Here is a 13,517-nt window from a genome sequence, read left to right on the forward strand (position 1 = left end):
AGAAAAACGCAAGTATATTCCCCAACAGTCACACCCGTGGAAACTTGCATCTTTCGAAAAATATCTCAGAAGAATCGGTAAGACGCTTCTGGAATATCAAGCTGAAAATTCAGCATAAATCATAACTAAATCATATCAAAAATGGAATCTAAAAGCAAATTTTGCTTTAGCAAAACGTAACTCATGTTTAGACTTTTTTTGGGACATTTTCAATTTCGCTTGACAGTATTTATTTTTTATGTTGTGTATTTAAACAAACTAATGGACATTTACATGACAAAAAAACACCATTCCCGATAGAAGAGTGTCATTATTTTCTAAATTTAACAACAAAAGTCGCCCCTTGCCCAAGTTCACTGGTTACTTTAATCGAGCCACCAGTCAACTCAATCACGCGCAGTGTCAGTGCCATACCCAAACCATTGCCCTCAGCCGAATGCGAGGTATCGCCTTGATAAAATTTCTCAAAAAGGTGGTTGACGGTTTCTGCGTTCATACCGCACCCATTATCGCTAATGGTAACGGTCACGCTGTCCTCGTCAGAAATCTGCTTAATCGCAATTTTGCCACCATTATCCGTAAACTTCAAAGCATTTGACAAGAGATTATGCCAGACAATCTCTAACATGCCCTTGTCCGCCGTGATGATTTGGCGCTCCTCTAAGTCAACCTCAAGCTCAATTTCCTTTTTATCCAAAATGTCCTCAAATACCAAAATACACTCTGGTAGCTGTTTTGACAGGTCAAATGGCTGAATCTCAGGCATGATTTCCTGATTATCGAGCTTACTCAACTTCAAGATATTTGCCACCAACTGATTCAGCTTTTTGGCTGCCGTGATAATCGTCTGCGCATACTCATCTCGCTCATCATCCGTCAAATACTCACTTTGTAGCGCCGCCGCATAATTTTGAATAATCGCTAAAGGCGTTTTGATTTCGTGGGAAACATTACTGATAAAGTCATTTTTCAGCGTCTCAATACTCCCAAGCTCCTCAACCATGGTGTTGAAATCTTCATACATCACATCAATAAAATCGTGTTTATCCGCCGTGTGAAATGGTTCCAGATACACAGAAAAGTCACCTTTTGCGACCTCCTTAGCACCATTGCTCAGCCGTCTCATCGGTCGCTCAAAAGCTCGGATTTTCTGTCTCGATGTTATCCAGCAAAAAACACCCGTGACAATCGCCCAATAGCCAAGCATACCGAAAATAAAAGGCAAAGGCATTTTCTCTAAAGCAACATATTCTGCATAAATCATAGACTGCCCAGTCGCCAAAGTCAGCAAGATAAAATAAGTCAAGCTAATTTCAAGCCAAGTAAAATGTCTTTTTTTGACTCTTGGGTCATTTTCGATTGGCTTACGCTTGGTCATTTAACACCGCCTTGTAGCCCAAACCATGTACCGTGACAATCTTAAAATCAGTACAGTCGGAAAATTTATCGCGCAATTTCGTGATATAAACATCAACCGCACGCAGACTAGTCTCACTGCCAATTCCCCAAAATTCATCCATGAGCTGCGCCCGAGAAAACGTTTTTTTCGGATAAGACAGCAACTTAAAGAGAATATTAAACTCGCGGACTGTGACTGGAATCTCCTTGTCATCAAGCAAAGCAACGTTTTCATCAGCATTTAGCACCAGATTACCAACCACCAACTTTTTATCTAGCGCAATGTTAGCACGGCGCAAGAGCGCACCAATCCGCAGCAAAAGCTCATCAAACTCAATCGGTTTGACCATATAATCGTCAATGCCAAGCCGAAAGCCTTTTTGCTTGGCCATCATGTCGTCACGCGCCGTTATAAAAAGAATCGGAATCGTCTGATTCAACCCACGCACCGTTTCAGCGAACTCGAACCCATCAATCTCAGGCATCATGATGTCCGAAATAATCAAATCATAAGGTTTGTTATACATCTCCTCATAAGCTGCGTTGGCTCTGAGACAGCCTGTCGCCGCATAACCATGCGCCGTTAGTTGCGCACAGACGATTTTATTAAGCTTGATGTCATCCTCGACGACCAGAATTTTAAACATATTTGACACCTTTCATTTTCTCTATTTTAGCATGAAAATGTTTGAGAAATGTTAATAAAGATGAAATTTTTAAAAATAACAAAAAACAAGCAATAGAAATCACTTGTTTCTCTACCAATTCTATTTATACAAAGATTTGGACTTGCCATACCACCATTTAAAGAAATGTTTCTGCAACCATGGCTGAAGCCATTTATCTAAGCCAAATGCGCGTCCTGAACCATTCATCAAGGCAATAGCGACAAAGATAAACCAGACATTGACCCAGTAAAACATACCAGAAAGTGAGAACATGACAGTCAGCGCCGCCGTTGAAGCTGCCGCAAGCCATGTAAAGGCGCCAACAATCAAGGCAAGCGCCAGAGCAACTTCGACAACCGACATGAATTTTTGCATGAAAAGTGCGACTTCTTTGTTTGGAATCATCAATTTGAAAATCGGTTCTAACCAATTTGGCACTTTGTCAAGTACCGCCATGGGTTCGTGTCCGTATGAATAAGACAGGCCAAACTCGGCAACAGATTTAGTTGCCTCGGCTGCACCAGAAGTCGCTGCGGTTGTTACAGCATCTGTCGCACCACTGGCTGCTGCGGTGGCATCGGCTACTGGCGCTGCAGTTTCAGCTGCACCACTGGCTGCCGCTGTCGCATCTGCTGCACCATTTGCTGCGACTTTAGCCGTTTCTTTAAGCCAAGCAAATGGAAAATGCAAGTCGTCCGTGAACCATGAACCTTTACCGAACCAAGTTGACGGTTTTAAGAGTTTGCCATCGCCAACCCATTTTGATGAGGCTTCTGTCAACCAGACAAAGCCGTAAAATATCCGTAATGGTACTGACCAGAGTACATTTGCCAAACGAGAGGTGTGACCACGGAAAAGATTACGATTGTCTGGTGTGTGGAAAAACTCGTTTTTCAGATAAGTGAAAAAATACCAGAGACTGCCGATTTGCAAGGTATAAAGCACATAAATCAGATGTTTGACCGCCATAGCAAAAAAACCAGACAAGTGCAATTTGCCCATGAGACTGGCAACTCCCCATTTTGAGCCAACAGAAACCATGGTGCCTTGATATTTGCCAACAAATTGATGCTTGTCGCCACCCTTTATATCAGCGATAATATTTTCAGCCGCCGTATGCGCTGTTTGCTCAGCTGCCTCAACGATTTGTGGTGTCGGCCGACCTGTCGCCTCTTCGATAAAACCAGAGACATCTCCCGCAACGTAAATCCCCTTGCCCTCAAAGCCTTGCGCCTCCATATAGGCATTGGCTGTCAAACGATGACCACGCTCAGTTTCAGCAAGACCGTAACCTTGCGCTTGCGTATTGCCTTGCACACCCGTCGTCCAGATTAATGTATAGGTTGGTATATCAGCGCCGTCTTTGATTTTGATATGGTCAGACTTGACTTCTGTAATCGCTTGATTGAGTAAAAGATTGACATTTTTCTTCGCCAAATATTTGGCAACTTTATCCGCATCTGGGCGATCCAAGGTATTGAGAATGGTTGGCATCATTTCAACAACATTGAGCGTAATATCAGATTCGTCTAACTTGTAATCACGCGCCACAACAGCCCGCCAGTCAATCAACTCACCGACCATTTCAATTCCTGTAAAACCTGACCCCGCCACAACAAAATTGAGCATAGCTTGACGCTTTTTGTCGTCATGTTCCAAAGATGCCTTTTCAACCGTTGCCTCTAAATGACGCTTAATTTTAAGGGCATCCGCCATTGACCACAAAGTGAAAGCATTTTCCTTGACCCCAAGTACACCAAAGTCGTTTGGCTCGCCACCAATCGCCACAATCACATAGTCAAAATCGAGCGTTCCGCTAGCTTTAGTCGTGATTTTCTTGGCTTTTTTATCCAAGCCAATGACTTCATCAGTCAAGATTTGCACATTTTTACGGTGCGCAAACAACTTATGCAAATCATACTGAGCGTTGGTAAATGGCACACGACCAGCCGCCACTTCATGTAGCTGTGTCATCATCGTATGATAACTGTGTTTATCAATCAGCGTAATTTCGACTTCATTTTTCAGCTTTTTTGACAGCGTTTTAGTCGCCTTGATACCAGCAAAACCAGCACCAACAACAACAATTTTTTTCTTAGACATAATGTCTCCTATCAATAATAATTTCAGAAGCCACACGGACTACTAAACTCTACATTATTATAACGTTTTTAGGTAAAAATGTAAAATTTTACGACAGAAATACTTTTTAGAATACATACGCCATGCCATTTAAAATGTAGCTTCTCTCAAAAATTTTCAGTGATATATTTATAGACACCCTGACCAGCATGTGCGCCATCGCCTACGGCTGTTGTGATTTGGCGTAAGTCTTTTTGGCGAACGTCGCCAACAGCAAAAATGCCTGGAATTTTCGTTGCCATCTGTTCATCTGTGATAATCCACCCTGTTTCATCAGTGATACCAAGCTCCAAAACCGTTTCAGTCATCGGGTCAAGCCCAACATAGATGAACATACCGCCAAATTCTCGCTCAGAAATTTCATCTGTTTTGAGATTTCTAATCCGCACACCTGTGATTTTCATCTCATTGCCAAGAATTTCCTCAACAGTTGAATCCCAGATAAAGTCAATTTTATCATTGGCAAAAGCACGATCTTGGATAATTTTTTGCGCTCGCAATTCATCACGACGATGTAAAATGGTCACAGATTTGGCAAAACGTGTCAAGAAAATCGCCTCTTCAACTGCCGAGTCGCCACCACCAACAACCAAAAGATCTTGATTGCGGAAAAATGCCCCATCACAAACCGCACAATAAGAAACACCGCGTGCGCCGTATGTTTCCTCGCCTGGAACATTCAAATGACGATGATTGGCTCCTGTTGCAATAACTACCGTTTTTGTATCAAATTCAGCATCTTCGGTCGTCACTTTTTTCGTGCCATCAGAATTGACACGCACATTTTTGACAATACCATAAGCATTTTCAACACCGAGCGCCTCAAGCGGCTCGTGCATTTTCATTGATAACTCAGGTCCCATGATTGTGCCATAGCCAGGATAATTTTCAATCTCCGCTGTGTTATTCATTTGACCGCCTGGCGCACCTTGCTCTAGCAACAAAACTTTGAGTTCACTACGTGCTGCATACATCGCAGCCGTCATGCCACCAGGTCCTGCACCGATTACTATTGTGTCATATAAAGTCATTTTATTTCCTCAATCTTTTCTTTAGACATTATGATAAAAAAGCTACTTCCATTATAACCGAAAATCCTTTTTTTTACTCAAATAACGATTCATCTTGCCTTTAAAATAATAAGAAATGCCACAATAGCAAAGCTCAAAATTGGAATAATCAAAATATCAATCAATAAAATATCAAAAATCTTGTTTTTTCGTTCAAGTTTTGGCTTGTCATAATGTCTTGCAAGCATCGCCAAGGCGTAAATGCCACTAACAACTGCAACAAACCCAGCTGAAATCAGCAAAGATTTTAAGTAAAGGCTTAACATATCTGACATTAAAGAAAGCTCCCCATTTCGAGATTTAATTGTTTGGTATGGCGTGCCAAAAATTCTTTCGTTCTTGGATGCTTCGGCGCATAAAAAACGTCTTCTGGCTTGCCTTCCTCGATGATTTTACCCTTTTCAAGGAAAAGCACTTTAGTTGCAACATGATAAACAAAATCCATTTCATGGCTGACGATAATCATCGTTTGTCCCGCTTTTGCCGCTTGAATAATTGATTCCTGCACCTCGCCAACTAGCTCTGGATCAAGCGCCGATGTTGGTTCATCAAGCAGTAAAAGCTCTGGTTTCATCGCCAAAGCCCGCGCCAAACCAACGCGCTGCTTTTGCCCACCTGATAAAAATTTTGGATAATAATCAACGCGCTCCGCCAAACCAACTTTTTCAAGTTCCTTTGCTGCAATCTCAGCTGCTTCTTTTTTAGGTATTTTTTTGACCTGAACCAAGCCTTCCATAACATTTTCAAGCGCAGTTTGACGTTCAAAAAGGTTAAATTGTTGGAAAACCATAGCCGTTTGACGGCGAAGTTTCAAAATATCAGCTTTGGAAATGTTGGCATAATCAATTTTTAAATCAGCAATTTCAACTTGACCTGAATTTGGTGTCTCAAGGTAATTGATTGAGCGCAGAAAAGTTGATTTGCCTGCACCTGAACCGCCAATCAGCGCAATCACATCCCCTTGTTCAATATCAAGCGATACATTATCCAAAACGATATGATCGCCAAATTGTTTATAGAGATTTGAGAGTTTAATCGTCATGTTTAGCCTCCTTGTTAGACGTTGCATAGCTATGGTCAAAAGGATTTCCTGTTTGAATCAAGCTAGATTTATTTTTAGCTTTCGGTGTGATTTGCAATTGCTTCTCCAAAAGTCTAATCAGATTTTCAAAAACAAAATTGATTGCCCAATAAACGAGCGCAACCGCTAGATAACTTTCAAAAATGCGAAATGTCGAGCCACCAAGAATTTTTGCCTCAGCCGTCATCTCAATCACGCCCGCAACAAAAGCAAGAGAAGTTCCTTTGAGCAAGCCCATGAGCGCATTACCAAGCGGTGCAACGGCAACTGTCGCAGCTTCTGGCAAAGTAACACGCTTGAAAACTTGACGATTAGTCATACCGAGCGATTTTGCCGCCTCAATCTGTCCAACATCAACTGACTCAATCGCCGAGCGAATCGTTTCGGAGTTATAAGCGCCCTCATTAATCGCAAAAGTCAGAATAACAAAGAGCAAGGGCGAGATTTCATTGATATTATAAGTCGTGCCATAGTTGAGATTAATGGCTTTGAGAATCAAAGGAATGCCTGTGTACGTCAGCAATAGCTGAACATAGATTGGTGTCCCACGAATGAAACTGACCAACAATGCCCGAATTTGATCCAAAACAGGTAATTTGTTGATTTTAACCAAAGCTAAAAGTAGTCCCAAAATCAAGCCGATAACCATAGCAACGACCGTAATAATAAAGGATGTCGGCACACGTTCGATAATCGGAATAAAGGCATTGACAAAGGCTTCCCAGTTGAAAATCTTGTCAAAAAACATCCCCCAAAAATCAGGGAAAGTATACTCGCCCTTGATTGTCAAACTAAGCGTGAGAATGGCAATCACGATAACAGCTAAAATTCCTAATGCTATTTTTGTTACTTTTTTCATTTTAAATTAAAAACTTTCTATCATATTATTTGAAATAGTCAGCTACTGGCACATACTTGCCACCAGAATGTTTTTTTGATAACTCTTTCGAGTGTAACATTTGCTGTCAATTTTTTCAAGACTTTGTCACTATACTCATTTAACTAAAAAATGCATCTAGTACTGTCAAAACACCTAAAAATGCGACACGATAAAACTTAGTTGACTTCATAATCCCACTATTTCCTTTATTTATTTTATCATCTAAAATTTGTTTTCGTCATAAGAAAATAATAAGACGGCTGTCAAAAAAATAAAACGCTTGCGCGTTTTATTCAATATTTTATTATAATCCCGTAATTTTTGTATAATTATCAGATTCTTCAACAAAAATATCAATAGCAACAGTATTTTTATCAGCAACAGTCTTTATCCAATGACCAGATTTCTTAATCGTCTTAACTTGCGTATGGATATTTGTCGAGATAAAACCGTAGCGGTTGCGATAGGAATTGCACCAACTCCAACAATCAATCGGTGTCCACAAATGATAGCCGAAACAGTTTGACCCCTCTTTGATTCCCTTATGAATCCAGTACAGATGTTCCTTGATAAAAGTAATGCGATAATCGTCTGCAATCACACCGTCAGCGCCCAACCAGCGCTCCTCACGGCTGACACCCATACCATTTTCAGAAACAAACCAAGGAATATTTTTGTAATTTTCCTTGACATCCATGGCAATATCGTACATGGCTTTCGGATAGATTTCCCAACCTTTATCGTGATTCATGCGGCGCCCAGGCATATGATATTCTTGCCAAAACTTGTCAGGACTCCAGTCAATAGCAAGACTATTAGTCGAAAATTCGGGACGAGAAACGCGGTCAGGATGATAAAAATTGATACCAAGATAGTCAATCGTGTTAGCTTTGATAATCGCAAGTTCTTCCGAAGTTGCCTCCCAAATCGCCCCCTCTTGAGTGAGTAACGCAACAAGTTCTGCTGGAAATTCGCCATGAACACTAGCATCCATAAACAAACGATTTTTCCAAAGGTTAGCAATATGACTGGCTTTCACGTCCTCAGGTGCTTGACTTGCAGGATAAGGTGGCGTGAGATTGAGTATAATCCCGATTTTCGCATCTTGAGCTGCTACTTTACGAAATTCAGCAATCGCTTTAGCACTTGCTAATTGTAAATTGTAAGCAACCTGAACTGCACGCTTACCGTCCACAACTTTCGGATAATGGAACTGGTACATATAGCCCCCCTCAACAACAACCATTGGCTCATTAAAGGTAAACCAATCTTTAACACGGTCACTAAATAGCTCAAAACATGTTTTGGCAAATTTGACATACATATCAACAACTTTTTTACTTTCCCAACCGCCGTATTTATGGAGCAAATCAACTGGCAAATCAAAATGGTGTAAATTCATAACAGGACGAATATCATTTTTGATAAATTCATCAATCACATCGTTATAGAAACGCAAAGCATCTTGATTAACTGTTCCTGTTTCCAAATCGTCAATCAAACGTGACCATTGAATACTTGTGCGGACAGAGTTCAGACCGATTTCTTTCATCAACTTGATGTCTTCTTGATAAGAATTGTAGAAATTTGACGCTGTATCTGGTCCAACATGATTGTGGAAAAGTTCGGGTTCGATTTCATACCAATAATCAAACACATTGGCATGTTTTTTATTGAAACGCCCTTCGGTTTGCGGTCCACTTGTTGCTGCACCCCACCAAAAATTTTCAGGGAATTTTAAGTTTTCTGTCATTTATTATCTCCTAATCTATCTTTATATAAGTATATACTTTTAATTGGGTTTTGTCCATTAAAAACAACAAAAAATTCAGTGCTAAGCGCTGAATTTCTTGCCACTTCACTTACTAACTCACTTTTTTACTAAATTAAAATCAGCATGAAATAAGTCAAAAGTGGGATAAACGAAAGGAAAAATGTCGCTAAAATGCTTTTTCTAATGAATAACCTACTCATTGGTTAAAGTATAGCACACTTTGATAGCCGTCGCATGCAACAAATTAAAGGTCTTTTGAGTTATCCAACATTTTAAGGAATGGGAACCAGATAACACCAATAACTAGCATTTGCACGAGTTGTAAAAGCGAGCCCATGATTGAATTTGTTGCAAGGAAGCCCGAGATTATGACTGGCATTGTCCATGGCACTTGTGCGCCTGTTGTGATTGGTACTAAGCCAGTTTTAAAGCCTGCATAAGCGATAATAACTGAGACAACTGGTGCTAGCAACCATGGGATAAAGAGGGCAGCATTCATGACCAAAGGCATACCGAAAATAACAGGTTCATTTACGTTAAAAATACCAGGTGCAAGACCAAGACGCGCAACATCTTTATATTGCTTCTTCTTCACAAAAACAAGGATTGCCAAAAGAACAACCAACGTTGAACCTGAACCGCCCAAACTTACCGTGAAAGTATCCATAAATGATTTTGTTACGATATGACCATGTTCTTGCAGATAAGCGTTACCTTTATCTGTCAGCATTGTTGCATTTTCAGTTGCATTGGCTTGCCAAAAAGCTTCAAATACTGAATTGACAATCACTTGACCGTGTAAGCCGAAGAACCAGAGAAATTGCACCAAGAAAATCGCAACAACCGTCCCTGGTAATGATGTTCCTAGACCCGTCAAAGGTTTTTGAATAACATTGTAAATCACATCATGCAAGTTGGTATCAAATACGCCAACCATAAGGGCGTTTGCAAGCAAGAAAATGAACAATGTTCCCATAACTGGAATCAGCGCTGAAAAAGATTTTGAAACGGCTGGTGGCACACCGTCAGGCATCTTGATGACAAAGCCTTTTTTCACAAAATAAACGTACAAGTGCGATGCCAAGAAAGCAGCAATCATGCCAAGGAACATGCCTTTAGCACCCAGACGGTCAAGGGTCAAAAGACCACTTTGTGTCACTTTATCAAATTCGGCAAAAAATGGCGTGAGAATCAGGTAGGCTGCAAGTGAGACAACTGCACCAAAAATCGCCTCAACTTCTTTTGCTCTTGAAAAATAATAACCGATACCGAGTGTGACAAACACTGTCAAGATTGACATTGTCGCATTTTGACCATTGCCAAAGAGTTCAGAAAAGGTCGATTTCAGACTATCTGGCCAAAAAGGTAAATTGTTAAAAACAACAATAAATGAGCCAAACATTGTGAGTGGAAAACTCATCATGAAAGCATCGCGAAGAACCGTCAAATACAAGTTCCCTCCGATTTTTGCGGCTATTGGTGCAATTTTCGCACCGAGCGCATCCATAAATTTGTTCATAGATTTCTCCTCTAAAAGTAATAAACTTAAGGACAAAGCGAACATAACTCTGACCTTTTGAATGAGTATGTGCAAACTTCAATAAAATAATAACATCTGAAAACGTTTGCACGAACAGTTACAATAATTAGTATATACTTTTTTAAAAAACTTGTCAATACTTTTAATATATATAGTTATTGTAATTTAAAAATAAAATCACTTATCAACAGACAAGTGATTAAACATATAATTTTACTTTTGATCTGCGCCAAAAACAAGATTAGCACTTGCCTTTGCTTGCTCAATAATTGTCATGACAATGCGGGAATTAGCAAGTCTTGCAGTCATTTCATCAAAATCATCGGTCGCAATCATTTTCTCAAAAGCGACAAATTCATCAAACATACGATGTTCATGACTTTTGACATCTTTGATGATAGGTGCTTGTTTATTCAAAATATAGCTATAAGCCTCAACTGTATTTGATGGTCCTTCGACACGAATTGTGCCTTTATCGCCTTGAATAGTTGAGGCAACAGGAGCTGCACAATCTTTTGCACCAATACAAATCGCCTTGAGATGACCATAATCTAACATCAAAATACCTGATGTATCAATACCATGCGCAATATTTGCCAAATAATCAACTTTTTCAGGTTTGCCGAACAAGCCAACAACAAAGTGGATGTTGTAAATGTTCAAATCCATAAGCGCACCACCTGACATGGCAGGATTGAAAGCAGGCAAAATCGTTCCCGCTTTAAATAAATCATAACGCGACGAATACTGACTATAATTGCATGCAACAATCTTGACATCGCCTATCGTTGGTAAATCAGCCTTTATCGCTTCATAATTTTTCAGATATTGGTTGGTAATCGCCTCAAATAAGAAAAGTTTTTTAGCTTTTGCTAATGTTTCAAGCTCGGTAAACTCTTGTAAATTTGACGTAAATGGTTTCTCAACAATAACATTTTTGCCAGCTTCAAGTGCTTTTTTAGCAAATGGATAATGCAAAAAATTAGGTAAAGCAACATAAATCGTGTCTGCAATATCACTTGATAACAAAGCATCGTAGTCATAAAAAATGCTACCAATGCCATAATTTTCAACAAATTCCGCCATTTTTTCCTTATCAGATTCTGCACCAAAAATCGCTGTAAAGTCAATATTATCAAAGTCTTTAACGATTGGCAAAAGATCACTGACAATCATACCTGCCCCAAGAATTGCTATCTTCATTTTCTCTCCCTTATACTTTCTATAAATTCATTATACGAGTTTAATAGAAAAAGTCAACTAATCTATATAGTTTTTATAAAAATAAAAATCACTTACCAAACAAAATTTGGGTAAATGATTTCTAATTTTAGTGACTGACTTCTTGGAAAGTAAACCCACTCCAAGGTTTGATATAATCAAGTAAGAAGAGTTCATCTTCAGAAATGCGACCAACAACATTGATTTGACCATGATTTGGCATATCTTTCAAGGCAATTTGCGTTTCGCCTTTATACTGACCAAATGCAACATTACCAATCAAAATATCGCCACGCTTGATGTCTGTCGTATCATGCGCTGGGAACGCCTTATCCTTGTGCCAGACACGCGTCATTGTTGAGCGCAAAATATAGTCACTGCGATCGCCACGATAGCTATGCTCGCTCTCAAACAAAACAAGCCGTTCATTCGCGGTAATTGTTGCGCTTGGCACAATTTTCAGCGCAGGTTCAGTTGCAAAAAAGGCTTCACTCATAGCTTTCAGCTCATTTTCACTAGCATAAGCATTACCAATCGTGATGTCGTTAATTCCTCCCAGTAGTTTCATATGCTTGACTTGTGTTGCAATATCAAGGTTGCGGTGCATTTCCAGACTAACCAGCCCGTCGCTAAATGGCCAAGGACCAAAAGTCGCATCATGCGAATTAACAAACGCCATGGTATTCAAATTGTACTTATTAAATTTGGTCGTGCAATAAGTGAAATGATCCAGCGCAAGCCCAGAATAACGCATGGGATAAAAATTATGACTGCCAAGTAAATTAGCCGTATTTGGCGAATAGCTCATGATATTATCCACATAATTTGTCCCTTGACTCATGTTAATTTCAATCTTAATCCCATAAGGATTCCGAGTCATTTTCGCCTCTTCAGCGCCTGTAAAGCCTAGATCAAGCCGAACGCCATCAGCACCCATTTCCTTAAAAAATGACAAATCGTCATAAGACACACCAAGTTGCTCGAAAAGACTAGGATTGATGTCAACCATAACTTCCATGCCGAGAGAATTGGCATAATCTACTGGCTTTTTGAAACCAGCAATAACCTCATCTTTGTCGCCATTAATTTCAAGCAAGCTCGTAAAAACGCGCTTAAAACCATATTTGTGGGCAAGGTCAAGATAAGCCCTGTCCTTTTCAAATGTACTACGTTCTGGGTAAATCGAAATACCAAGTTTTCCCATGGTAAGCTCTCCGTTTCTATTTTTCTATACATTCATTATAACAAAAAAATTGGTCTACGCCAATTTTCATACTTTTTAATAGTGAATTGAGTATATTTAAAGTTTGCCACCAAAATATCGCCAAAGGAAAAATCCGACAATAAGAAAGACAATCATCCAAATAATTGAAATAATCGTTCCGATTTTAGCCAAACGATGCCCTTTCAAATCATGCGTATCAATATGCTCAAAAGCAGTCAAGCTAAAAATCAGCCCTAGAAGCGCCGTAACTGGAAGAATCGCTAAAACAAGACCTGCAACTGCGGCCTTACTAATCGGTTGAGTTTGACTTTCCTGTATTCTTTTCATATTACCTTTATTCTATCAAATTATAGCGGTAATTTCAAGAAGTCAACTCAATTTTTATCTACGCATATCATTCGAAAGTGATAATGTCCTAAGTAGGTCGAAACATAAAATGTCCCAAATGTTAAACTAATACTTATGAAAAGGATATTACTCACTGTGAATGAATTGAAAAAATATCGTGTTATCAAGTT

Annotated in this window: 12 protein-coding genes; all 12 read right to left on the reverse strand. The window is 39.6% G+C overall.

What is annotated here, in order from left to right; genetic code table 11:
• Positions 1–310 precede the first annotated feature (310 nt).
• Complete coding sequence (locus Hs30E_RS08955) at positions 311–1,378, reverse strand: sensor histidine kinase (RefSeq protein ID WP_172209619.1); 1,068 nt, start codon at positions 1,376–1,378, stop codon at positions 311–313.
• Positions 1,365–2,045, reverse strand: a complete 681-nt coding sequence (locus tag Hs30E_RS08960) for a response regulator transcription factor (protein WP_172209620.1) — start codon at positions 2,043–2,045, stop codon at positions 1,365–1,367. Before Hs30E_RS08960 ends, Hs30E_RS08955 begins: the two co-directional genes overlap by 14 nt.
• 120 nt (positions 2,046–2,165) lie before the next feature.
• Positions 2,166–4,169, reverse strand: coding sequence for an NAD(P)/FAD-dependent oxidoreductase (locus Hs30E_RS08965; protein ID WP_172209621.1), 2,004 nt, complete (start codon positions 4,167–4,169; stop codon positions 2,166–2,168).
• A gap of 146 nt (positions 4,170–4,315) precedes the next feature.
• Positions 4,316–5,239, reverse strand: coding sequence for a thioredoxin-disulfide reductase (trxB, locus tag Hs30E_RS08970; RefSeq protein ID WP_172209622.1), 924 nt, complete (start codon positions 5,237–5,239; stop codon positions 4,316–4,318).
• Between the two features lie 89 nt (positions 5,240–5,328).
• On the reverse strand, positions 5,329–5,553 hold the full coding sequence (locus tag Hs30E_RS08975; protein ID WP_172209623.1) for a DUF4059 family protein: 225 nt from the start codon (positions 5,551–5,553) through the stop codon (positions 5,329–5,331).
• A complete protein-coding gene (locus Hs30E_RS08980) occupies positions 5,553–6,320 on the reverse strand; it encodes an amino acid ABC transporter ATP-binding protein (RefSeq protein ID WP_172209624.1) in 768 nt (255 codons plus the stop codon). The genes Hs30E_RS08975 and Hs30E_RS08980 overlap by 1 nt, the downstream gene beginning before the upstream one ends.
• A complete protein-coding gene (locus tag Hs30E_RS08985) occupies positions 6,310–7,218 on the reverse strand; it encodes an amino acid ABC transporter permease (RefSeq protein ID WP_172209625.1) in 909 nt (302 codons plus the stop codon). Before Hs30E_RS08985 ends, Hs30E_RS08980 begins: the two co-directional genes overlap by 11 nt.
• A 325-nt stretch (positions 7,219–7,543) precedes the next feature.
• The gene (locus Hs30E_RS08990) at positions 7,544–8,992 is read right to left on the reverse strand and encodes a glycoside hydrolase family 1 protein (protein WP_172209626.1); all 1,449 of its coding nucleotides are present in this window, start codon (positions 8,990–8,992) and stop codon (positions 7,544–7,546) included.
• Positions 8,993–9,257: 265 nt separating this feature from the next.
• Positions 9,258–10,532, reverse strand: a complete 1,275-nt coding sequence (gene celB, locus Hs30E_RS08995; RefSeq protein WP_172209627.1) for a PTS cellobiose transporter subunit IIC — start codon at positions 10,530–10,532, stop codon at positions 9,258–9,260.
• 234 nt (positions 10,533–10,766) lie between these two features.
• On the reverse strand, positions 10,767–11,756 hold the full coding sequence (locus tag Hs30E_RS09000; protein WP_172209628.1) for a Gfo/Idh/MocA family protein: 990 nt from the start codon (positions 11,754–11,756) through the stop codon (positions 10,767–10,769).
• Positions 11,757–11,883: 127 nt separating this feature from the next.
• Complete coding sequence (locus tag Hs30E_RS09005; RefSeq protein ID WP_172209629.1) at positions 11,884–12,978, reverse strand: DUF871 domain-containing protein; 1,095 nt, start codon at positions 12,976–12,978, stop codon at positions 11,884–11,886.
• A 96-nt stretch (positions 12,979–13,074) separates the two neighbouring features.
• Positions 13,075–13,326, reverse strand: a complete 252-nt coding sequence (locus Hs30E_RS09010) for a DUF4190 domain-containing protein (protein WP_172209630.1) — start codon at positions 13,324–13,326, stop codon at positions 13,075–13,077.
• Positions 13,327–13,517 lie beyond the last annotated feature (191 nt).

It is taken from the genome of Pseudolactococcus hodotermopsidis, from assembly GCF_011170085.1.
In the GTDB taxonomy this organism is placed as follows: domain Bacteria; phylum Bacillota; class Bacilli; order Lactobacillales; family Streptococcaceae; genus Pseudolactococcus; species Pseudolactococcus hodotermopsidis.

Excerpts from the sequence above, each read along its gene's own strand:
- Hs30E_RS08960 (WP_172209620.1), bottom strand. The coding sequence starts at position 2,045 with ATGTTTAAAATTCTGGTCGTCGAGGATGACATCAAGCTTAATAAAATC.
- Hs30E_RS09010 (WP_172209630.1), bottom strand. The coding sequence starts at position 13,326 with ATGAAAAGAATACAGGAAAGTCAAACTCAACCGATTAGTAAGGCCGCA.
- Hs30E_RS08980 (WP_172209624.1), bottom strand. The coding sequence starts at position 6,320 with ATGACGATTAAACTCTCAAATCTCTATAAACAATTTGGCGATCATATC.
- Hs30E_RS08990 (WP_172209626.1), bottom strand. The coding sequence starts at position 8,992 with ATGACAGAAAACTTAAAATTCCCTGAAAATTTTTGGTGGGGTGCAGCA.
- Hs30E_RS09000 (WP_172209628.1), bottom strand. The coding sequence starts at position 11,756 with ATGAAGATAGCAATTCTTGGGGCAGGTATGATTGTCAGTGATCTTTTG.
- Hs30E_RS08985 (WP_172209625.1), bottom strand. The coding sequence starts at position 7,218 with ATGAAAAAAGTAACAAAAATAGCATTAGGAATTTTAGCTGTTATCGTG.
- trxB (WP_172209622.1), bottom strand. The coding sequence starts at position 5,239 with ATGACTTTATATGACACAATAGTAATCGGTGCAGGACCTGGTGGCATG.
- Hs30E_RS08965 (WP_172209621.1), bottom strand. The coding sequence starts at position 4,169 with ATGTCTAAGAAAAAAATTGTTGTTGTTGGTGCTGGTTTTGCTGGTATC.
- Hs30E_RS08975 (WP_172209623.1), bottom strand. The coding sequence starts at position 5,553 with ATGTCAGATATGTTAAGCCTTTACTTAAAATCTTTGCTGATTTCAGCT.
- Hs30E_RS09005 (WP_172209629.1), bottom strand. The coding sequence starts at position 12,978 with ATGGGAAAACTTGGTATTTCGATTTACCCAGAACGTAGTACATTTGAA.
- celB (WP_172209627.1), bottom strand. The coding sequence starts at position 10,532 with ATGAACAAATTTATGGATGCGCTCGGTGCGAAAATTGCACCAATAGCC.
- Hs30E_RS08955 (WP_172209619.1), bottom strand. The coding sequence starts at position 1,378 with ATGACCAAGCGTAAGCCAATCGAAAATGACCCAAGAGTCAAAAAAAGA.